14 protein-coding genes and 1 pseudogene are annotated in these 21,124 nt (G+C 62.9%); 6 read left to right on the forward strand and 9 right to left on the reverse strand.

Features of this window, described 5'->3' with window-relative positions:
• Positions 1-4 precede the first annotated feature (4 nt).
• Positions 5-1,366 carry an ammonium transporter gene (locus J3L12_RS07385; protein WP_208014404.1) on the reverse strand — a complete coding sequence of 454 codons (1,362 nt, stop codon included), beginning with the start codon at positions 1,364-1,366 and terminating at the stop codon, positions 5-7.
• Positions 1,367-1,685: 319 nt separating this feature from the next.
• Here J3L12_RS07385 and J3L12_RS07390 point away from each other — a divergent pair, with 319 nt between their 5' ends.
• The 3 genes from J3L12_RS07390 (at position 1,686) to J3L12_RS07400 (ending at position 5,394) form a co-directional block, all read left to right on the forward strand.
• Positions 1,686-2,591 (forward strand): DeoR family transcriptional regulator, encoded by a 906-nt coding sequence (locus J3L12_RS07390; RefSeq protein WP_208014405.1) that lies wholly within the window; start codon positions 1,686-1,688, stop codon positions 2,589-2,591.
• Positions 2,592-2,654: 63 nt separating this feature from the next.
• Entirely contained in the window at positions 2,655-3,359 is a 705-nt protein-coding gene (locus tag J3L12_RS07395; RefSeq protein ID WP_208014406.1) for a molybdenum cofactor biosynthesis protein MoaE, read from the forward strand.
• A 358-nt stretch (positions 3,360-3,717) separates the two neighbouring features.
• Positions 3,718-5,394 carry a 30S ribosomal protein S1 gene (locus tag J3L12_RS07400; protein ID WP_208014407.1) on the forward strand — a complete coding sequence of 559 codons (1,677 nt, stop codon included), beginning with the start codon at positions 3,718-3,720 and terminating at the stop codon, positions 5,392-5,394.
• A 96-nt stretch (positions 5,395-5,490) separates the two neighbouring features.
• Here J3L12_RS07400 and J3L12_RS07405 read toward each other — a convergent pair whose 3' ends face one another.
• Positions 5,491-6,564: an aminopeptidase gene (locus tag J3L12_RS07405; RefSeq protein WP_208014408.1), complete on the reverse strand. Its 1,074-nt coding sequence runs from the start codon at positions 6,562-6,564 to the stop codon at positions 5,491-5,493.
• 158 nt (positions 6,565-6,722) lie between these two features.
• Between J3L12_RS07405 and J3L12_RS07410 the strand changes: the two genes are divergently transcribed.
• Complete coding sequence (locus tag J3L12_RS07410) at positions 6,723-8,162, forward strand: E3 binding domain-containing protein (protein ID WP_208014409.1); 1,440 nt, start codon at positions 6,723-6,725, stop codon at positions 8,160-8,162.
• Between the two features lie 87 nt (positions 8,163-8,249).
• On the opposite strand, the gene J3L12_RS07415 is transcribed toward J3L12_RS07410, so the two are convergent.
• Positions 8,250-9,530: a PEGA domain-containing protein gene (locus J3L12_RS07415; protein ID WP_243455035.1), complete on the reverse strand. Its 1,281-nt coding sequence runs from the start codon at positions 9,528-9,530 to the stop codon at positions 8,250-8,252.
• 153 nt (positions 9,531-9,683) lie between these two features.
• Here J3L12_RS07415 and J3L12_RS07420 point away from each other — a divergent pair, with 153 nt between their 5' ends.
• Together J3L12_RS07420 and J3L12_RS07425 are read left to right on the forward strand one after the other, a co-directional pair.
• Positions 9,684-10,199 (forward strand): hypothetical protein, encoded by a 516-nt coding sequence (locus tag J3L12_RS07420; RefSeq protein WP_208014410.1) that lies wholly within the window; start codon positions 9,684-9,686, stop codon positions 10,197-10,199.
• A 7-nt stretch (positions 10,200-10,206) separates the two neighbouring features.
• Positions 10,207-10,560, forward strand: coding sequence for a hypothetical protein (locus tag J3L12_RS07425; protein ID WP_208014411.1), 354 nt, complete (start codon positions 10,207-10,209; stop codon positions 10,558-10,560).
• A 396-nt stretch (positions 10,561-10,956) separates the two neighbouring features.
• Here J3L12_RS07425 and J3L12_RS07430 read toward each other — a convergent pair whose 3' ends face one another.
• The 6 genes and pseudogenes from J3L12_RS07430 to J3L12_RS07460 all read right to left on the reverse strand — a co-directional run bounded on the left by J3L12_RS07430 (position 10,957) and on the right by J3L12_RS07460 (position 20,655).
• On the reverse strand, positions 10,957-12,030 hold the full coding sequence (locus J3L12_RS07430) for a TolC family protein (RefSeq protein WP_208014412.1): 1,074 nt from the start codon (positions 12,028-12,030) through the stop codon (positions 10,957-10,959).
• Entirely contained in the window at positions 12,027-13,367 is a 1,341-nt protein-coding gene (locus J3L12_RS07435) for a TolC family protein (RefSeq protein WP_208014413.1), read from the reverse strand. The genes J3L12_RS07430 and J3L12_RS07435 overlap by 4 nt, the downstream gene beginning before the upstream one ends.
• Positions 13,368-13,465: 98 nt before the next feature.
• Positions 13,466-13,624: pseudogene (locus J3L12_RS07440) on the reverse strand (UDP-N-acetylglucosamine 2-epimerase (non-hydrolyzing)); the annotation flags it as partial.
• 116 nt (positions 13,625-13,740) lie between these two features.
• Entirely contained in the window at positions 13,741-16,374 is a 2,634-nt protein-coding gene (locus J3L12_RS07445; RefSeq protein ID WP_208014414.1) for a C1 family peptidase, read from the reverse strand.
• A gap of 246 nt (positions 16,375-16,620) precedes the next feature.
• Positions 16,621-17,337 carry a hypothetical protein gene (locus J3L12_RS07455; protein WP_208014416.1) on the reverse strand — a complete coding sequence of 239 codons (717 nt, stop codon included), beginning with the start codon at positions 17,335-17,337 and terminating at the stop codon, positions 16,621-16,623.
• A gap of 213 nt (positions 17,338-17,550) precedes the next feature.
• Complete coding sequence (locus tag J3L12_RS07460) at positions 17,551-20,655, reverse strand: tetratricopeptide repeat protein (protein ID WP_208014417.1); 3,105 nt, start codon at positions 20,653-20,655, stop codon at positions 17,551-17,553.
• Positions 20,656-21,124 lie beyond the last annotated feature (469 nt).

Here is a 21,124-nt window from a genome sequence, read left to right on the forward strand (position 1 = left end):
CTCCTTAATCGGTGCCACCTACAGGCTTGGTTCTGGCCACTGGCATGGGGGCTTCGCTCCTAACCAGGATGGCACCCTCGCCACTGGTGTAGGCTTCTTCGCCGTGCTGGGTGATGTCCATACCCACCCCTTCATCCTTGATCGATGCTTTGAGCGGCGTGATAGCCCCCACCAGCTTCAGCAGCACGAAGGTGATGGCGCCGCTATAGACCACCGCAATCAGCACCGCAAAGGCTTGAATCAGCACCTGGGCCGGGTTGCCCGCAATAAGTCCGTCGAACAAACCGTTAACCGACTTCTGGGCAAACACCCCGGTCAGAATAGCGCCGGTAATACCGCCCACCCCGTGCGCAGCAAACACATCGAGCGAGTCGTCCATACCGCTCCTGGCCCGCCACAGCAGCACGTAATAGCTCGGGAAGGCCCCGACTGCGCCCATCACCAGGGCAAAGAAGGGCGAGACAAACGCGGCGGCTGGGGTAATCACCACCAGACCCACCACAATGGCCGTGGCCAGCCCCACCGCGGTTACCCGGCCCGTCCGCGTCAGGTCAATCAGCGACCAGACCACAATGGTGGCCGCCGGAGCCAGGATGGTGTTGACCAGGGCCAGCCCTGCGGTTGAACTAGCCGCCCAGGCGCTTCCGGCGTTGAAACCAAACCATCCGAACCAGAGCAGGGCCGCCCCCAGCAGCACAAAGGGCACATTATGGGGCAGGATGGCCTGCCGCCCGAAATCCTTACGCGCCCCCAGTACCAGGGCCGCTACCACCGCGGCAATGCCGGAGTTGATGTGCACCACCGTGCCGCCGGCGAAGTCCCAGGCCCCCAGGTCGGCCAGGAAGCCGCCGCCCCAGACCCACTTGGCCAGGGGCGCATAGACAAAGAGGCTCCAGAGCGTGATGAAGAGCAAAAAGGCCGGGAAGCGCATCCGCTCCACCACTGCGCCCGAGACCAGCGCGGCAGTAATGATGGCAAAGGTGCCCTGGAAGATCATCCAGAGCATGTGGGGAATGGTGATGGACGCGATGGCCCCCTTGTTCTCCATACCCACGTTGTTCAGGAACAGGTAGCGCAGGTCGCCGATAAAGTTGCCGTCGCCCGAAAGCGCCAGGGTGTATCCCAGCAAGGCCCAGGCCACCGCCACAAAGCCCAGCGCCGAGAAGCTCATCATCATGGTGTTGAGGGCGTTTTTGGAGCGCACCAGCCCCCCATAGAAGAAGGCCAGGGCCGGGGTCATCAGCAGCACCAGACCCGTGGCCACCAGCATCCAAGCGGTGTCGGCTGCACTGAACTCAGGGTCTTCGGCAAGAGCCAGGCCCAGCAGCATGGCCCCCAGGAATATCGGTAGTCGAAGGTTTTTCATCAACCTTTCACCTCCTGGGCATGAGACTACCTAAGGTTTTGCATATTGTCAATCGTTTTAGTGACAAATGTACATAAATTTGATGACGTTTTTCACAAACACGCGGAAAAATGTCGAATAATTGGGCGCTATTTTGCATTTTGTGCTGCTTCAACGCAGTACAACTTGATTAGGTTCTGGCCGAACATTTGGCAGATGGTATGTTTTAGACCTTCGTTACGAACTTGCGCAGCAGGGATGGCGTGGCATTGCGAATTGCCCCACAATGCAACCCGCCATACCACAGACGACCGGTTTGGTTCTAAACTGAAGGTTGAACATGACCGAGCGGCAACGACGCATTCTGCATCTGCTGGTGGATAGCTATATCCAGACCCAGACTCCGGTACCCTCGAGCGTACTGGCGGAGCAGCTGTCGTTGTCGCCCGCTACCATCCGGTACGAGCTGATTGAACTCGAGCAACAAGGGCTGATCGGCAAACCCCATACCTCGGCAGGTCGCATCCCCACGCGAACCGGGTTCCAGCACTACGCCCTGTCCAAGCTGCCGCCCAACCCCCTACCCCAGGCCACACTGGACAAGCTGGCCCAGGTACTGGAAGACGCGGGCTCGAGGCGTGAAGCCTTGCTGGTGCAGGTGTCTTCAAGGCTTTCTGGCTATCCGGCCATGCTGCGGCTCAAGTCCCAGCGCGCCCCCAAACTGTTGCAGGTGCACCTTTCCAATCTGACACCGGGCAAGGTGCTGGCGGTAGCGGTTCTGGAGGGTGGGCGGGTGCGCGAGGCCCGTCTCGACCTCTCCTTCACCCCCACAGAAGCCCAGCTGAGTGAAGCAGAACAGCGCTTGTTCAGAGCAACCCAGCCCGTGACGGCCAGCACACCTGCCATGATGGAGCTGTACGAATCCATTCGCAGAGCGTTTGCACAGGGCAGCCAGGAGGAATACCGCGAAGGAATGGGGTTGTTGCTGAGCGAGCCGGAGGCCCAGAACCCCCTGTTTTTACGCCAGGCTTTAGCAGTTTTTGAGGCCCCCAGCGACTCTATCCTCACCCCTCCCGGCGGTGTGAACGTCCGGGTCGGCGAGGACGAAGGGCTCTCACTGGTACAGGCTGGAATCCAGGCAAACGACCGGGTCGGTGAACTGACCCTTCTGGGCCCGCTGCGTATGCGCTACGAGAGGGCCCTCTCGGTAGCCTTCACCATGAGCCAGGCCTACATGGGGAAGTGAGCCGCATCAGCGATTCGAGTTTTGGACTAGACACTAGGAGCCAGAGCCTGGACAATCAAAACTATGCGTGTTCAGGTGTTGCTATTTGCCCTTTTCCGTGAGCAGGCCGGGCAGGCCCGGCTCGAGCTCGACCTCCCTGCCGGTTCGACGGTGGCCGATGCCAAAGCCCTGCTGGAGCAGCAGTACTCCCTGCAACTCTCGGGGGGGCTGGCGGCCATCAACGAACGGCTGGCCCAGCCCGGCGACCCCCTCCAGGAAGGGGATGAGCTGGCCTTTTTGCCACCCATATCGGGCGGTTCCTCGGCTTCTCTTCTAGCAAGCAGCGTGCAGGGCAACGACAGTTTTGGCCTGACCCACGAAGTTCTGGCCGTGCAACCCTGGGTGGACTGGGCTTCGGATGACCCCTATGGGGCCGTGGTCAGTTTTCTGGGCACCACCCGCAGCCCCAACAAGGGCCTTGCCGTGACCCATCTGGAGTACGAGGCCTATCCGGCCATGGCCGAGAGGGTCATGCAACAAATCATCGCCGAGATGCGCGAGCGCTGGGTGCTGGGCCGGGTGGCCCTGTGGCACCGTTTGGGCCGGGTGATACCTGGCGAAGGCTCTATTCTGATTGTGGTCTCGGCTCCCCACCGCCCTGAAGCCTTCGAGGCCTGCCGCTACGCCATTGAGCGGGTCAAGCAAATTTTGCCGGTGTGGAAGAAGGAATTCCTGCCCGATGGATCACACTGGGTGGAGGGGCATGCGCCTGAGGGACACAAGCTCTAGCACGGTAGCGGATAGCCAAACGCTGATAGCTGAAAAAACCCACGGTTCATAGCCGGTCAGCCATCAACGCCATGGCCCATGACGTGCCCTCAACAAACTTTCAACCTGTGACTTTTGTCAGCCGAATGAAGTATGAGAAACTGCGCCCTGGACTGAGTATCTGTACGAGTTCAATTGGGTTAGACCGTGTTGGACAAACCCAGAAACCTGTGCTATAACTAACAGGTATGTCTCAGCTTAGGGTTTAAGACCCCTGGGGAGGCAACCCGTCGCGCAGACCATCTCCAAACCAAACCCAGAGCAATCTGGGCGGAAATTTTGGCGCGATAGAAGGTAAAGGCAGAGAGGAAACAGGCGAATGGAAGACCAAGCTACCCAGACTCCAGTGGAAACTGGAAAAGAGCCCCAAGTTTTTAGCATGGAGCAGGCCCTGCAAGACGCAGAGGCTCGCCTCGAGAAGACCGTGCAGCGCGGCCAGGTCATCACCGGTACGGTGGTGCTCATCACCAACGACGGTGTAATGGTAGACATTGGCGCGCGCACCGAAGCCATCATCCCCTTTAATCAGCTCACCGAGGAGCCGCTCTCCGAAGAAGAGCTGAAGAACCTGCTCAAGCCCGGCGATAGCGTGACCGCCTATGTGGTGCGGGCCGACCTCGAGAACGGCCAGGTGGTGCTTTCCAAGAAGCGGGCCGAGGCCGACCAGAGCTGGGTCAAGGTGCAGGCCCTGTTCGACCAGGGCGAGCCGGTGATGGTGGAGGTGAAAGAAAAGGTCAAGGGGGGTCTGGTCGCTACGGTCGAAGGCATTCGCGCCTTCCTGCCTGCCAGCCAGGTAGACCTCAAGCGCACCCCGGAGCTCGACGAGTATGTCGGTCAGAGCTTCCTGGTCAAAATTATCGAACTCAATCGCAAGAAGGGCCGGATCATCCTGTCGCGCCGCACCGTGCTGGAAACCGAGCAAAAAGCCGCTCGTCAGCAGATATTATCCAGCTTGAAAGAAGGCGACATTGTGGAGGGCCAGGTGGTCGAAGTCACCGAGTTTGGCGTGTTCGTGGCCCTGGGCGGCGTGGATGGCCTGGTACACCGCAGCGAGATTACCTGGGGCCGCTTCAACCACCCCAAGGACGTGGTGCACAAAGGCCAGACCGTGAAGGCCAAGGTGCTCTCGGTGGACACCGAGCGCGAGCGGGTCAACCTCTCCATGAAGGCCTTGACCCAAGACCCCTGGCTGACCGTTTCGGAGCGCTACCCCATCGGCTCCAAGCTAACCGGCAAGGTGGTGGGCCTGACCCAGTTCGGGGCTTTTGTGGAGGTAGAGCCGGGCCTCGAGGGCCTCATCCACATCTCCGAGCTGTCCTGGACCAAGCGCCCCAAGCACCCCAGCGAAATCCTGAAAGAAGGCCAGGAGGTCGAAGCCCAGGTGTTGCGCATTGACCCCGCCGAGCGCCGCCTCTCGCTGGGTCTGAAGCAAACCCAGCCCGACCCCTGGAAGAGCCTGCCCGACCGCTTCCCGCCCGGTACCCCGGTCAAGGGCAAGGTCACGGGCCTGACCGACTTTGGGGTGTTTGTGGAGATCGAGCCGGGCATCGAAGGGCTCATTCACGTCTCCGAGCTGGCCTATGAACGCGTCGAGAAACCCTCCGAGCTATTCAAGAAGGGCGACGAAGTCGAGGCCGCCATTCTTCAGATTGACCCCGTGGAGCAGCGCATCAGCCTCTCGCGCAAGCGCCTCCTGACCCCACCCCCTCAGGCGGTCAGCATCCCCGGCGACGAGGAGGGCGAAGGCCGCAAGGGCCGCCGTGAAGGCAAGGGGGGCGAACGTCCCAAGCGTCCCAAGGGCAAGGGTGGCTCGCGTGAAGGGCGTGGCCGCGAGCGCGATTTCGACTACGGGGGTTCCGCTGGCGCAGCCGCCTACACCAACTACGACCCCAACGTGGTTGCGGCCTCCAACACCAACGTTAAGCTCGGCGACGTGTTCGGCGACCTGCTGAGCCAGCTCAGCCTGGAAGAAGACAAGGACAAAGAAAAGGCCTGAACTCGAGCCTCACACCAAAAGCCGCCTGAGAACGGGCGGCTTTTTTTTAGCTTCTGGGAGGAATACAGCCCAAATGCGCCGATTGAACCGCAACCCTCACAAACCCACAAACTGCCCCTTTTCTTGCAGCACCTTGCCATCGGCCAGTATCCGACCCCCCTGGCGTAAATCCAGAATCAAGTCCCAGTGGATCGAGGAGGTGTTGGTGCCGCCGGTCTCGGGGTAGCTTTGCCCCAGGGCCAGATGCACCGTGCCACCGATTTTTTCGTCGTAGAGGATCAGGCCGGTGGGTTGGTTGATGCCAAAGTTGGCGCCAATGCCCAGCTCGCCCAGGTAGCGCGCGCCGGGGTCGGCCTCGAGCATCTTATGCAAATACGCCTCCCCTGCTCGAGCGCTGGCCTCGACTACCTTCCCTTCCCGAAAGCGCAGGCGCACCCCCTCCACCCGTTGCCCCGAAACCACTACCGGCAGGTTGAAGCTTACCTGGCCTTCGGCAGAGGTCTCGAGGGGGCCGGTAAAAACCTCTCCACTGGGCATGTTGCGTCTGCCATCGGAGTTGATCCAGCTGCGCCCTTCTACCGATAGCCGCAGGTCGGTTCCCTCGGCCTGGATGCGGATTTCCTTGACCTTTTGTAAGCGCTCGATAAGGGCTGCCTGGAAGACCGACAACTCACGCCAGGCCGCAACCGGGTCGGGGCGGTCGAGGTACATGGCCCGCTCCACAAAGGCCCGAAAGCCCGCCGTGGACATACTCGCCTGCTGGGCATAACCGGCCGTAGGGTAGAGGGTCAGGCACCAGCGCTTGCGGGCTCGCATCTGCTGGTAGGGCCGCCAGCCGGCCCGAAACTGGGCCAGCCGCGCCGGGGGCACCTCAGAGAGCTCGAGGGGGTTCTGGGCGCTCTCGATGCGCAGGCTGGCATCTACGTGCTCCATCAGGCGCATCTGTGGGAGCGGGGGCTGGTTCAACCACTCACCTCCATGCAGGAAAAAGGGCCTCGAGGTGGCCGCCGGAAAGAGCTGCACAATGGGGTAAGCGCCGCGCTGCAAGACGACCTCCTGCAGGGCCTCGAGCAGAGGCAACGCGGCCGGTTCGGCTTCAATCAGAAGCGTCTGGCCGGGCTGCAAGTCCAGGCAGTACTCGGTCAACAGGGCTGCAAAACGGGTTTCCATACCCTTCAGTTATACCTGCCGGCCCGGAAAACCATACCCCTCTGGAGAATCCGTAACGCCTAATTTGAACGATAAAATCAAGCAATTTGGCCTATAGTATTGCTTCTTTGCGCGCATGCACGTGAAACTCGCCACTTCTGCGCTATGATGTAGAAAGCATGAGCGAAGTCAAAATCACCCCGCTGGCCCGTCGTCTGGCGGAAGAAAACGGCATAGATTGGCGTCAGATTAAGGGCACCGGCCCCGATGGTACGGTGGTCGAGCGAGATATTCTGGCCTTTTTGGCAAGGGTGATGGCGGGTGAAGTCAACCTACCCCCGGCCCCCGAAGAAATGGCCCCCCCACCGGGCGCCATCCCCGATATGGCCCAGGCCCAGGCGGCCTTGCAGAAGGAGGGGGTACAGCTAGGTGACCTGGTGCCCCCACCACCGGCCACCACACCACCTGCTTCCTCTCCCCCACCGCCTACGTCTCCCCTATCGGGGGCGCCCACCATGGACGATATCGAGTTTGACCTCGATCTCGACCTGGACACCCCACCCCCCCCGGTACCCCCTGCCGCCGAAGCCTTTGAGGAAGCACCCACGCTAGCCCCTGAGCCCTCCCTGGTTCCGGACTTCGACGAGCCCGAGCCGCTGGTTGCTACCGAGCCCCTGCCCACGCTGCAATGGGAGGAGCCAGAACCCCTCCCAACGGTTGCTCCCGTGCCCGAGGTTAACCCCGAGCTGGCAGGCCTGCCGCCTCTCCCCACCGAGACCGAGCTCGAGCCCCCCAGCACCGCCCCCAAGCTTATTTGGGAAACCCAGGAGGTCGTGACCACCCCCGAGGTGCCCACCCCACCCCCCAGCCCCTTGCAGGCGGGGATGAGCTTCAGCAACACCCCCGAACCGGTGGTTCCCCCGGCCCCCGCGTATCAGCCGCCAGTGGAAGCCCCTCCGGCTGCTCCCACAGAGCAGGTAGCTCCACCCGCAGCGCAGGAGATGCCCCAGATGCCTCTGGAGCAAGAACCGGCGCCGCCTCCCTCGGCAGGGCCTTTGACTCCCCCCGCGCCCGAACCCGCAGTGCCCCCGGCACCCACTCCCACCACTACCAGCGCTGCCGTTGCCCCTGCCGAAGCCACCCCCGGCCCCAAAATGCTGCGGGTACAGGCCTGGCAGCGCCTGGTGGAGATTGGCCCTGCCCAGAACGCCGCCCAGACCCTGAGCGAGGCCTGGCGGATGGAGGTGGGGCTCTACCCCTTGCTCTACCGCGCGGTGGACAAAGCCCTGGCCGACACCCAAACCCCCCTGCGCCCCACCAAAGGCAGCCTCGAGGGCGACGAACTCAAGAGCCTGCGGGTAGCCCCCTCTCAGTCGCTGCGGGGGGCGCTGGACTCCTTGCGCATGGCCTCCGACCCCGCCGAGGGCCTGGTGGTGCTCTCACTGGTGGATAGTGCGTTCGACCAGGTGATCTTCCCCGGTACCGCTGCCCTTACCCTGGGCCGGGCCAGCGGGGGCCATGCCCTGCTCTCGCTTTCGGGCCCAATGGATGCCGACCACGCCGGGAAGCTCCTGGAGCGGGTGGCGTACTACCTCGAGCGGCCCATCCTGCTGGCCTGAAGCTCAGTGGCCTGCTTTACCCACTGGGGCAGGCAGCTGCATCTTAAAAAACTGCATCACCAAACCTCGAGCCCCAACAAAAGGGGCTCAGTTTTGTGGCCTGCAACCGGTACGAACCGTCACCCCTCGAGCAACGAAAGACCCCACCCCACCACCAAAACGCCAGGTGTAGGTGTTGTTGCTATAAACCAGTTCGGGTGTGGTTTGCACCAGGCCTAAAGTCTGGAAGTCGTTGTCGTAGAAAACCTGCACCTGATTGCCACTAACCCAGTTAACGACCAGTCGGCCTCCCTCACATACGTAAGTGATCCGTCCGGTAGGCACCGGTGGTACAGGTACTACGATGGGCGGCTGTGGTTGGGGCGGCGTGAAGGCTACCAAACTGGCAAAAACGTTGGTCACCCGACCCGCCTGCACCACTACCGAGGTGCGGAAGTCCTGGTAATCCCTGAGCCGCAGCACAACGGTGTAGCGCCCAGGCCGCAGGGTGAGGTTGAGGGGGGTATTGCCCACCACCCGGCCATCTATCAAGACCTGGGCCCCGCTGGGATTGGAGCTGATGGCCAGGGTGCCGGTGGTGGGGGCCTCGGGTTGCAAGTTGGCAAATACCCGGAAGGTGCCTGCACCGGGGATGTTGATACTGGTTCGGTAAGGCTGGTAGCCTAAGCGGCGCAGCTCAATGGTATAGTTGCCGGGGTTCAGACTAAAGGTGGCCGGGGTGCGGCCCCGCAACAGGCCGTTGATAAGGATGTCGGCCCCACTGGGCATGGAGTCTACCACCAGCGTACCCAGGGCCGGAGGCGGGGGTGGAGGAGGAGGCACCACTTGCTGCGCTATGTAGTACGCTTCGTCGCTTACCCAATCCAGTTGGGGAATGGGCGTGACCACGATAGACAAAGAGCGAGCCAGGTTATCTATGCCCTGGATGCGGGCCCGTCCGGTCTGGATGTCGATAATTTCAGAAACATCAAGGGGCCGGCGGCTGGCAACCGCTAGCACCCTGTCCTGACCTGCCGGGGGTTCTACAGTGAAGCTGTAGCGTGCGCCGGGGCTGGGGAAGCTGCGAACTTCGCCCGCGGCCAAAAAGTTGTTTTGCTCGAAAGCGTTGGGCAGTATGCCGCTGATCTGACCCAGGGAGTTGACGCTAAACAAGTAGACGTAAGCAGGCTGGGTGACCGATACGCTGATGACGATGGGCTCGCCGAACTGGTACACCGGGTTGCTGGTCTTGGCGGGATCTTTGTCGACCCAGACCCGCACCTGGAGGTCGGTGGGGGGGTTGGGGTTGACGATAATAGACTGTGGACGAAGCTGGGCCATCGCAACGCTGGTTACAAGGGCCAATATCAGCAGTAAAGTTCGGTTCATGTTTCACCTCAGAGTTCTCTTGAGACTAGGCTATGTCTTTTTGCCAGTTCAGTCTATCCACAGACTCTTAATGTCGAGAAGGCCGTCTTTAGCATTGCTTGAACTTTCTAGCAGCGGGACATAAAAACCAAGCCTGTGTGGTACTCTGGAACTATGAGACACAAGCGGCTTTTTTATTTATTGGCGGCCCTGGTGCTTACATTTGGACTCTCAAGCTGCATCATGGTTGTCGGTGGGCTTCAGGTAACCAATGCAAGTTATGCCACCAGCTACTGGAACGGAAATCCAAGCAACCCCGTTTATTATGTCTGTGACAACAAAACGACCCTGATTGGCTACACCTTCCGCTACAACGACCCGAACTTGCTGGAGGGTTGGGACTCTTACCTCAAGGGTTTCGCCAGCAGAGATACAGCCGGTTTAGTGTCATTCGATGCCAGCGACCCCCGCAACGATACAACAACCCGTACCGTCACCGTGACCTACAATGTACCGGCTAATACCGCCCCGCTTAGCGTGACCCCTCAGACTATCATCGTCAACCCCACACCAGTAACAACCCCTTCTATCATCGGTAGAACCTACGTGGAGATCAGGGTACGCCCGACCATTGGCACTCCCCGCATCATCACCCTCGGCCCCGCTTTTGTGATAGATAACTGCCCCTAGGAGAAACATGCTTCGCACCCTTTCACTGTTAGGTCTTTTGCTGGCCCTTTCTTCATGCATTCTTCTGGTAGAAGACGAGCCCGGGCCAATCACCGTGACCGACCCTCAGCCTATAATCATTACCCCTCCCAGGCCCGACACTTACACCTATAGCTGCAATGGCGGGCGTTTGGTAGTCAACTACGTCGATAACAACACTGTTCGGGTGTTCTACGACAACGCCTTCCAGACCCTGGCCCTAACCCGAACATCTCCGGTGCGGACGTACGCGGGTGGGCCGTATGTCTGGGAGTTGGATCGAAGTGGCCTGGGTAGCTTCCGCGTGGGGGGTACGCTGGTTCGTACCAGTTGCCGTTTTTAGGACTCTCGCCTCGAGCCTCCCCAACGGGGCTCGAGGTTCTTTTTTGCAAAATTACCGCGCTTTTCAGTCCAACATTCCGCACCCCTCCCATGTGCACGGGCGGGGATCAAAGGACAGGGAGCCATCCGCCTGGTGCGAGGGTACAGCCGGGATCACCACCCAAACCTGAGGCAGTGGGTGATGGGGCTGGCGCTGCTGGTCTATGCCCTGGTGGAGTGGGAACTGAGGCAGCGGCTGGCGGAGGTGGGTGAGGGGTGCCAAACCAGAAGGAGAAGCTCACGACCAGTCCCACCCTGTGCGTGGGCTTCAAAAACGTAGTCGCCCATTCGGGCGGCTACTGCTTTGTCAGGGCAAAGCTTCTCGAAGTCAAATGCCTTAAAATATGCGAAGAGCGCTCTATGGCCCACTGGCTGCCCGCACCAGGCCGGTAAAGTCCTGTCCTGCTGCCACCGAAAAGGCTGCCAGGGCTCTCCAGTAGCTACCCTGGGCCTGCACCAGGCTGTACTCCGCGCCGCGCAGCGAGACCTGGTCGGTTTGCAGTTGCAGGGCCGAGATGGTGCCGGCCCGCAGGGCGGCCTGGCTCTGCTCCACCACCCGCTGGGCGTTGGTGACGTTGGCCTGGGCCAGGGCGATGTTGCGGTAGGCGTTCAGGGCGGCCTGGTAGGCGTTGGTCAGGCTGGTCTGGGCGTTTTGCTGGGCGGTTTGCAGGGAGCGCTGGTTGTTCTCCAGGCTGGTTTTGGCGCTTGTGAGCTGGACGGCGGGGGTGTAGTCGTTGTCGGCCAGCTTGACGTTCAGTTCGGAGAGCTCCACCGCCTGCTGGGCTTGCAGCACGCTGGGCAGCCGGGTAAAGAGGTCGCGGCTCAGGGCCTGGAGGTCGGCTTGCAGCACGGGGGGGGCCGGAGGGGCGGCCACCGTGACGTTGCCCAGGTCGCTCAGGCCCAGCAGGGTGGCGAGCTGGGCGGCCAGCACCGGAAGCTGGGACTGGGCGTTGGTGAGGGACTGCCTCGAGCTGTCCAGGGTGGTCTGGGCCCGCGCCACATCCAGCGCGGTGGCATTGCCAGCGGCCTGCCGGGCCTTGGCCACGTCCAGGTTGCGCTGGTTCAGGGCCACCTGGGCCTGGAACAGCCCCACATTTTGCTGGGCTTCGTAGAGGCCTACATACGCGTTCACCACGCTCTGCATAACCGAAAGCCGGGTGGCCTCGAGGTTCACCTCGGCCAGCCGGGCGTTCTGCTCGGCCTGGGTGCGGGCCACCACCAGGGTGCTGGGGTCGGCGCTAAGGGCGCTCAGCTGCAAGCGGGCGTTTTGCAGGGTGGCCTGGGCGCTTTGCAGCGAGGGGCCCCGGCTGTAAGCCTGCGAGAGGGCTTGGACCAGGGTAAGGGTGTTCTGGGCCAACCCCAAAGAGCAAACCGGCAGCAGCGCCAGCAAAAGCAAGGGCTTCGATAGAAGATTGGGAACACGGTGCGTCATGGACTCCCTCCGAGGGTGGCGGTAAGATCTTGGCCAAGGGCGTTTTGCAGGGCCAGGGCGGCCAGTTGGGCCTGGGTCAGGGCGGCCTCGAGGTTGCGCTGGGCCTGGAGCTGGCCAAGCTGGGCGGCCTGCACATCCACGCCGGTACCGGTGCCCGCTTGCAGCCGGGCCTGGGCGGTGCGCAGGCTCTGGTTGGCCGCATTCAGACCGGCCCGGGCTGCGGCGATGGCCGCTTTGGCGGTCTGGAGGTTCTGGTACTTTTGCCGCACGTCCAGCTCGGCGGCCTTGCGGGTGGTTTCCAGCGCCTGGCGGGCGGCTTGCAGCGCGGTCTGGGCCGTGCGGATGCGGCTGTCGCTCACGGGGTCGAAAATGGGCACGCTGAGCGAGAGCCCCACGCTCCAGCCCTGGGGCTGAATGGCCCCGCTGCTGCCCTGCACCAGCGGCACCGCCCCCGAGAGCGAGGCCACCCCGCTCTTGAAGTTCAGGCCCGCCGAGACCGAGGTGGCGTTGCTGCCCCCGCTGCTGTAGCCCGCGCTCAGGGCGGCGTTGGGAATCAGCCGGTCGCGCTCTGCGCTGGCCAGGTTTTCTTCTGCATCACGCAGTTGGGACAGGGTTCGCAGCACATCCGAGCGGTTTGTCAGCGCCCTTTGCAGCAAGGCTTCCAGGCCCTCGCCGGGCAGGCTGGGTTCCTCGGGCGGGGTAGTGGGGTTGCCGAGCTGCTGGGGGCCCAGGCCCAGGGTGCTGGCCAGGGTCAGGCGGGCCAGCTCGAGGGCGCCCTGGGCGCTCACCAGCCCCGAGCGGGCGGTGTCCAGGTTCTGCTGGGCGGTGAGCAGATCGCTCAGGGTGGCGGTACCGGCCTGGTTCTGGGCGGTGACAATCTGCAACTGGCGTTCGCGCAGGGCCAGGCTGGCCTGGGCGATGGTCAGGTCGGTTTGGGCCTGGCGCAGGCCATAGTACTGGTTGTGCAGGGCGAGGTAGAGGGTGTTGCGGGCATCGCGGCGGGTCAGGGTGGCCCGCTCCAGCGCCCGCTCGGCGCTACGCACGGCGTCGGCGCTCGTAGACCAGGGCAGCACCCCCATGCTGGCCGTGCTGGAAAGGCTCAGGTTGCTGCCGCTCTCGCGCAGGGTGTAGTCGGCCCCGCCCGATAACTTGAAGCCCAGGGCAGCTTGGGCGGCTTCCAACTGCCGCACCGCGCTTTCGTAGTTCAGGTCGGCGCTTTTCCAGTCCAGGGTACTGGGCAGGGCTCGTAGGGCATCGGCCAGTTCCAGGGAGCCCTGGGCCAGAACCGGAGGTGCCAGGGCGAGCAAGGTGGCGATGGTGGGAAAGAGTCTCTTCACGTTACCTCCGCGACAGCCATGTTCTGGGATCCTTGTGTATGGGTGCAGTACGGGATATGTAGGTTTGGTGAAGGCGAGCGGGGAAACCTCGAAGTTAAGACCTCAAATTGGGAGAGGGCCTGAACCAGCTGCTCACGGTGCTGGCCGGTCAGCAAGACCAGGGGCTCGAGGCCCGGCTGGGCCTTGAGGGCATGATAGACCGGAGCCATTTTGGTGGCCTCAGGACGGGTTCCAAAGGCCAGGATGACACGCTTCATACCCCCACACTACTATGGCCCCGGCTACCTTTTGCAATCAGGCCAAAAAGGCCTTCCCATCAGGGAAGGCCTCGGCAAAGGGGGTAGCGCTGGAGTGAAAACCGGCGGGAACCGCTCTAATTGAGCCGGAACGAATAGTAGGTGCACCGGCCGCTCCAGACCGTGAAGGGGCCCTTGCTACGGCTGGGGTCGGGCGCATTGACCTTTACGGTGACCCGGCAGTTGTCGGTGCCAAGCCCCGCGTTGTAGACGTTGTAGAGGTCAAAGACGTTGCTGCTCGAGGCCGTATCGGCGCGAAGGACTTTGTCAAATCCTGGGCCACTGACATAGAGCTTCCAGTCGTAGGTCAGGGTCTCGTTGCTGGGGTTTTCCACGGTTATACCGCCGTAGTAGCGGGTAGGAGCAGGCCCGATGCGCAGGGTGCAACCGAGATCGCTCAGGATGATGGTGCTGCCCCCTGCAACCTTCACGCTCCCGCAAAAGCGGAACTGTCCGCTGCCGGTGAACTCCCTCGAGTACACCCCGTAATCGGTAACCGTTGGGTAAGGGTTTACGGGCGGGGGCAGTACGTTCAGGGTCGCGGTCTGCGAGGCGGTGACCCCGTCACTGTCGGTGGTGCTCACCCGCACCTGCCTAAAGCCCGTCGTGCCGAACGTGACCTGAACCTGGCAGCCCGTCGAGGCCGAAAGCGTGTCGGGCGCGTCCACTGCCCAAGTGGTGTTGGCGCAGAGCTTGGTGACGTCGGGCTCGTTGGGGTCGGTGATCAGAGCGGTGATGGGATACGCCACGCCCTGGTTGGCATCCCCGCCGTATTGCAGGGTGATGGTGGGCGGGGTGTTGATCACGTTGACGACAAAGCTCGAAGTGGCCTGGCTGCTGCCGTATTTGGCCAGGAGGGTCAGGGTGCGGCTGCCTTGGGTGGCGAAGGTGCGCTTCAGCTCGGGACCAAACAGGCTGTTGGGATCGGTACTCCAGCTCCCGTTGTAAAGGTTGCCGTCCTGGCTCGAGGTCACGGTCAGGTTGACGCTTTTGGCCACGGGGTGGGTGATTTGGAAGAACTGGGCCAGGTTGGTCTCGACCCGTAGCTGCACGGTAGCGGGGTTGGTCTTGAGGGTAATCTTGGGCGCCTCCGAGCCGCCCGGCGCGGCCTGTTCCTGTTGCCAGGCCTGGCTGCGGCGGCCATCAAAGTTCAGCACGCTCAAGGAGTTGAAGAGGCCGCTCACGTAATCCGCAGGAACATAGTAAAACCCACCGTCGCCCGCGCCGCAGCCCCAGGAGTTCTTGATGATGAAGTATCCGCCCCCGCCAATGTTGGGGGTTTGGCCGAACTGGGTCATGTCCTCGTTGGAGAGGAACCCCACGATCTGCACCGCGTGACCGCCATAGGAGCCGCTGACCTCTTTGCCCTTGTCATCGAGCCTGGTTTTGGCGTAGTTGCTGACCACCCCGTCGTTTTTCACGTCGTCCATGAAGCCCTTGTACACCGGGAACGAGGCCAGCAGCACGTAGCCCTGCGAGAGGTAGTTGCGCAAGAGGTTGAGCTTGAAGGTTTCGCCGTTTTTCCAGACCTGGATGGTGCGGCTCGAGGCCACCCCCGGCCCGCCAAAGGTCACCTTGGCGTAGCTGCAGAAGGTGAAGATGAAGGTGGTGCAGACCCGGCGGCTCTCGTGGGCGGTGTCCGAGCAGGTGCCGGTGTAGCCGTTGCAACTGTTGGCATAGGAGCTGCTATCGCCGTCCTTGACGCTGGGCCGGGAGCTGGCCTGGTTGTAGGTCCAGGCCCCCTCCGAGGGGAAGCTCTGGCCCTTGTCTACCGCGGTCTCGAGGGCCTTCTCCGACCAGTAGCCATCGGTGTAGTCGCTGGAGTCCCAGTCCTGCTTGACCTTGTTGACCAAAAACTGCTCGGAAAGGTCTACGGGGTTGTTGTTTTGCACCCGTTCGCGGCTCTCAAGGGCCCCGATCGCGGTGAAGGCCCAGCAGGTGCCGCGCTTGGCCTGGTTTTTGACCGGGCTGATGAAGTTCTTGAGGGGGAACCAGAAGCGCTTGACCAGGTTGCTGGGGGTGCAGGGCCCGTTGTTGTCGGTGCCGTTGCCGGGGTTGATGGCCTGGGGGCGGATACCGCCGCCGGGCTCGAGCCGGGCGGTGCGCAGGCTGGCGGGCTTGCTCCCCAGCAGGTCGTTGAGCTGTTGAAGGGCTGCCTTAACCTCGGCCAGCGATTTCCCCTGGAGGCTACCGGGGGTGGGGGCTTGGGGCTTGAGGTCGTCGGGCAGGAGCGAGTAGCTCAGGCCGTAGTCGGCCAGAGCATTGTCCAGGCTCTGCGCGCGCTGTTGGGTCTCGGCAGCGTTGTGGAGCTGGGTTCCCAGGCCAAAGAGCACCACCGGCTCCCCGCCCGGCCCGCTGACCGGGCGGTCGCCCTCAAAGCTAGGGCTGCCGGCGGCCTCGGCCAGCAGGGCGGCGGTGTTGGGATCTGGGCTGGGGTTGCTGGCCAGGAAAGCCTTATCGCTCTGGTACTGGGTTTCCCGGGCCTGTTTGGCCGCGGCCACCGAGGCGGTGCTGGTGAGCACCAGCTCACCCGAGGCGATGCCCTTCTGGAACTCCTGGGGGCTCACCACCTGGGCATCCGCCGGGAGGCCCTCCTTCCAGGCGTTGCCCTCGCTGAACAGGTTGGGATCCGGCTTGCTCCCGCCAGACGTACAAGCCACCAATAGGCCAACCAGAATCCCTGCGACAATCAGCCACTTGAATGTATTCATCTACCTACTCCTCCCTTCTCTTCGGGAACCTTGCTGAGCTCGAGCCCGCAAACCCCGCAAAACCTGGCGTAGGGCGAGGTAAACCGAGCCCCACAGCGGGGGCAGGCCTCGAGCAGCCGCTCGCCGTCGTTGAGACAGTAGTGCTCCTGTGAGTGGGCTGGGACGGCGCGGGAGCAGCGCGGGCAGATGTGATAAAAAAGGCCGGGTTCTCCTTCCACATGGTCACCTCCGTTATGGCCTGGTGTCTTACTTCTGGCAGTCGAGCCGCACCCGCAGGCTGGGGGTTGGAGTGGTGTAACTGGCCCCACTGGCCCGGATGGTGTTCTCGAAGCCCGTGGGATTGATCTCCAGGAGCAGCTTGGTGGGGGTTTTGATCTGGTCTTTGGGGGTGTCGTAGCGGTACCAGAACTTGAGCTGGTGGGTCAGCACGCCCCCCGGCGGGAGGTTGGCATAGGTGAGCTTCTGCACGTCCAGCACGTCGGTGGTCAGGGTTTGGGCGTCGTCGAAGGCGACCTGGATGCCCCCGTCGCGCATCCCGGTAAAAACCGGCTGCACCATGGCCTTGGCGCCACTGCGCAGTTCTACCGTCACGCCCCAGCCCTGGGTCTCGAGGGGGGTTCCCGCGTCCTTCACGATGGGCTCGAGCCGGGTCGCCCGGAAGCGCCAGATGCCGTTGAAGAGGGTCTCGCCCAGGCAGCCTTCCAGCGAGGCCCGCTGGTTGGCCCCACCGGGGGTCTGGTTGGCGGGGGCCGAGCCGCCCAGGGTCAGGGTGGTTCCCCTGAGGCTGTAAGGGATTCCTAGCTCCTTCAGCACCGAGAGGGGTAGATAGGTTTTGCCGTTCACCACGATGGCTTTGTCCGGTGCCACCTGGCCGCCCACCACGATGCTGTAGGTGGTGCCCGCCGCCAGCGCCATACCGGTGGCCAAGAGTACGGCCAGGGTGCGCAATCTAGGGTCGAACATGGTTGCTCCTTTCGACCCCCAGGGTGCCGCAGGGCCGGTCAGAAGTGGGTCAGAATTGCAGGGGGTTTTGCCGAACAACATGCGAGCCCCCCACCCTTTGCGGGGGGCCTGTGCGCTTCGTAAGGTTGAGCCATTCGGGACTCAAAATTCTTTGCCCAAATTGGGCAGTTACCGCCTGGGCTGACAGCCCCATCAGGGGGGGCGCTGGGTGGCTCAGGCCGTGAGGAAGCCCTGCCAGCGCTCCGGCAAGGTCTCGCCCACCTCGAGCATCCATTCCCTGGCCTCCTCGTAGAGCCGACCCAGGCTCTTGTGGTTCCCCGAGCGGCGCAGGGCCCCCAGGGTCAGGCGCAAAGCCTCGAGGTCGTAGGGATCGGCCTCCAGCAGGATTCTTCCCAGCCGGGCGGCCTCCCTGGGGTCGGCTTCGAGCAAGGCCTGGGCGCGGGTATGCAGGGCCAGATGCACCGACTCGCGCACGGTCTCGTGGAGGGACGAGAGACCCCCCAGGTAAGCCCCCCGCCACAAGCGGGCCTCGCCGGTGCGTAAAAACTCTTCCAGGTCGGAGCCGACCGCCGCGCCCAGGGCATATCCGGAGGGGGTGGTAGCCACGACGTGAGCCCCCAGGTTCGTTCTCACCGTGTGGATCAGCTCCTTGAGCGAAGAAGCTGCTTTTTCCTCGTCTTCGCCGGGGTAGAGGCCGTCCAGCAAATCGAGCTTGCCCACCCCGCCCCGTCCGGCCACCCGGGCCTCGAGCAAGGCCGCCAGCAACTCCTTGCGCTTTTGCCCACGCACCGCCTGACCCCCCAGTTGCATGGGGCCCAGCACTTCCAGGCGGAGGGGGGCCTGAGGAGAGGAATTAGCGGAGATGGGCAGCTGGTTCAATGCGGGAAAGTAGCGGCGGGCCAGGTGGGCTCCGTTCAGCAGGCCGCGCTCCTCGAACCAACGCAAACGCGCGCGGGCGCCCTCGAGGTTCTCAGTGATGCGATCGAGCTCGAGGCCGATGCGCTCGGCGTACACCTGCCAGTCTGAACCCGAAGCCAGTTGATAGGCAGCGTGCAGGCAGGCACGGGCCGCCTCGGCCTGACCCAGTTCGGCCAGGGCCAGCCCTTGGGCCGTCAGGGCCTGGTATTGCGGTTGTTTGATGCCAAACCTCTGGGCCATCGTCAGGCACTCCTGGGCTATTTGCAAGCCGCGTGTGGCCCGTCCCGAACAGGTTTCTACCCTGGATAGCTGGCAGAGGGCCATGAACAATTTGCTACCGCCGAAAGGCTTTGCCAGCTCCACGGCGCTTTCGGCATGTTTGCGGGCCAGGGTGTGGCCATAGATAGGCTGCCAGTCCAGGTAGAGGTCGCTGAGCTGGGCTTCACAGGTGATCAGGAAACTCGAGGCATCGCTTTGCTGCAAGATCTCCCGGCTTTCGCGGAAGACTTCCTCGGCCCGCTCGTACTGGCCCATCTCGTGCAGAATGCGGGCTTTCTTGGTCAGGGTGCTGGCGTAGTGGCGGCTGATGCCGGCCTCGGCATACAGACGCAGGGCTTCCTCGGTATCGGCCAGCATCTCGGCTTCGCGGCTGAGTTCCTCCAGCACCATGGCCCGGTTGTGCAAGGTGGAGGCGGTGTAGGCCGGCTGGCCTGCGCTGCGGGCGGCCTCCACGGCCTGGTTGAAAAGGGAAAGGGCGGCCTCGAGGTCATCCTGATAAAAACGCGCCAGCCCACAAACCGTCAGCAACCGCGCCCGATCCAGCAGGGAGCAAGGTTGATTCAAGGCCGTTCTGGCAATGGCTTCGGCGCCCGCGTGGTCGCCCTGGAGGGTGCGGGCAAAGCCGATGTTGTAGGCCAGCATGGGAGTGGGTTCGTGGTGCAGCGCCGGGTGAGCTTCCCAGTGTTGCAGTACACTCTTGTAGTCCCCCAGGGCAAATTGCAGGGCAATCCGACGCTTGATCCAGTCGGGCTGGGCTTTTTCGTGGTCAGAGAAGCGCCCCATCAGCCGCTCGACCTCGCGTGAATCGCCCAGGTCGGCGTAGCAGCCTGCCAGCAGGTAAAGGGCTTCGGGGTGATCGGGCCGGTCTTCCAGCACCCACCGCAGCAGCCGCATGGCCTCGGGGCGGTCGGCTTTTTCCAAAACCCTGGCTGCGGCAAAGGCCAGCTCGCCGCGCTGGGGGGCGGGTGCATGGGTTGCTGCCCTGGCCCACAACCGGGCGGCTTGCAGCTCATCCCCTTGCTGCTGGGCGGCCTCGGCAGCGCCTTGCAGGCGGGCCAGGATTTGTTCGCTTTGTAACCCGGCTTCCTCGAGGTAGCGTGCGGCGGCCAGCGGCTGATCGGCCAGGGCCTCGAGGGCCCTTTGGGCATACCCACGGCGCGCTTCTGGCAGCAGGCCGCGCAGGATGACTTCCTGATAGAGCGGATGGGCCAATTCCCCGGCCCGAACCAGGCCATGCCGCTCTAAAGCTACCTGGGCTGCGCTCAATTCCGGGGGGGAAAGCCCGGCTACTTTGGCCCACACCGCAGGGTTGGCCCCCAGCCCCAGCAGGGCCTTGCTTTCCAGGGTCTGGCGCAGGGCGGGGGAGTGGGCTGCCTCGCGAATCCACTGCTCCAGGAGTGCCTCTACCGTCAGGGGCAGGGTGACCGCCTGCGGAGGCCGCCAGTGCCACTGCCGCCCATCGCTCCACAAAAAGCCCTGCCGGGCCAGGTAGCGCAGATACTCCAGGCTGAACAGGGGGTTGCCCTGGGCATGCTCATAAATCCAGGCCAGGGCGCCTTCGGGCAGGTGGCTTCCCATCTCGGCCTCGAGCAGGGCTTGAGAGGCTTCGGGGGAGAGGGGCGCTACGCGATAGGCCTCAAAGGGTTCGGGGAGGATGTTGCGGCTGGTGACCAGCAGCGCTACGCCCCTGGTTCGCAAAGCAGTGGTGGCCAGGGCCTGGATCCACTCGAGGCCCTCCAGGCTTGCCTCGTGGATGTCCTCGAGGTGCAACACCACCGGGGCCAGCGCAGAGAGCAGGGCCCCCAATGCCTCCGCTGTTCGTTTACTATCCGGGGCCTCGCCTTTTTGTAGCTTGAGCAGCAGGGGTTCGGCCCAGGCCGGCAGCCTGTCGGGCCGAGGAATGCCCCGTACCAAAGCACCCGGCGGCACCAGGGCAGGAAAGCTAAAACTGCGACAAGAGGTCTCGCGCAGGAGCTGCCGAACCGTGTGACTCTTGCCGACCCCCGGCTCGCCCCACAGGGCCAGGGCCAGCCCAACTCGCTTGAGCACCACCCCCTTGAGGCGTGGCTGTAGTAAGGCTGTTGGCTCCACCCCGGTTTCCGTACCCTCCAGTCTAACCATGATGAGAACCACAGCCTAGTTGAGCCCACGTTATATCAGCGTTACGCGCAGGTCTGGAAGCGCTGCACGCCGCTCCTGCGGTAAGCTGGTCAAATATTCGCAGCAGACACCAACTCCCTCCCTACGCTGTAGGGAGGGTGGGGGAGGGTATTGAGCAAGGCCCTGAATAAGGGGAGCGCAGTTCAGCTTAAAAAGCCCTTTGCAAGCGCAAAGGGCCAGTCAAGTTGCGCCTGTATAGGGTTTAGAGATGAATCCAGGCCACGCTAGAAAATCATTCACCGGGCGCAATACCCGAATGATTTTCGATCATGCCATTATCCAATAACATAGGCGGGAGGTACTTAATCACTGGTGCTAGTCACAAAACGATGTCAGCTATACACAGGTCTGGGGAAGCAGCGATGAGGTTCAGGGCGATGATGAGGTAAGCCCACCAAGCGGTAAAGCCAAGTTCAGTACGGTGATGGCG

Source organism: Meiothermus sp. CFH 77666 (genome assembly GCF_017497985.1).
Lineage (GTDB): Bacteria > Deinococcota > Deinococci > Deinococcales > Thermaceae > Meiothermus.

What these genes read in the sequence shown, in the direction of transcription:
- J3L12_RS07385 (WP_208014404.1), bottom strand. Translation starts at nt 1,366, where the DNA reads ATGAAAAACCTTCGACTACCGATATTCCTGGGGGCCATGCTGCTGGGC.
- J3L12_RS07390 (WP_208014405.1), top strand. Translation starts at nt 1,686, where the DNA reads ATGACCGAGCGGCAACGACGCATTCTGCATCTGCTGGTGGATAGCTAT.
- J3L12_RS07395 (WP_208014406.1), top strand. Translation starts at nt 2,655, where the DNA reads ATGCGTGTTCAGGTGTTGCTATTTGCCCTTTTCCGTGAGCAGGCCGGG.
- J3L12_RS07400 (WP_208014407.1), top strand. Translation starts at nt 3,718, where the DNA reads ATGGAAGACCAAGCTACCCAGACTCCAGTGGAAACTGGAAAAGAGCCC.
- J3L12_RS07405 (WP_208014408.1), bottom strand. Translation starts at nt 6,564, where the DNA reads ATGGAAACCCGTTTTGCAGCCCTGTTGACCGAGTACTGCCTGGACTTG.
- J3L12_RS07410 (WP_208014409.1), top strand. Translation starts at nt 6,723, where the DNA reads ATGAGCGAAGTCAAAATCACCCCGCTGGCCCGTCGTCTGGCGGAAGAA.
- J3L12_RS07415 (WP_243455035.1), bottom strand. Translation starts at nt 9,530, where the DNA reads ATGAACCGAACTTTACTGCTGATATTGGCCCTTGTAACCAGCGTTGCG.
- J3L12_RS07420 (WP_208014410.1), top strand. Translation starts at nt 9,684, where the DNA reads ATGAGACACAAGCGGCTTTTTTATTTATTGGCGGCCCTGGTGCTTACA.
- J3L12_RS07425 (WP_208014411.1), top strand. Translation starts at nt 10,207, where the DNA reads ATGCTTCGCACCCTTTCACTGTTAGGTCTTTTGCTGGCCCTTTCTTCA.
- J3L12_RS07430 (WP_208014412.1), bottom strand. Translation starts at nt 12,030, where the DNA reads ATGACGCACCGTGTTCCCAATCTTCTATCGAAGCCCTTGCTTTTGCTG.
- J3L12_RS07445 (WP_208014414.1), bottom strand. Translation starts at nt 16,374, where the DNA reads ATGAATACATTCAAGTGGCTGATTGTCGCAGGGATTCTGGTTGGCCTA.
- J3L12_RS07455 (WP_208014416.1), bottom strand. Translation starts at nt 17,337, where the DNA reads ATGTTCGACCCTAGATTGCGCACCCTGGCCGTACTCTTGGCCACCGGT.
- J3L12_RS07460 (WP_208014417.1), bottom strand. Translation starts at nt 20,655, where the DNA reads ATGGTTAGACTGGAGGGTACGGAAACCGGGGTGGAGCCAACAGCCTTA.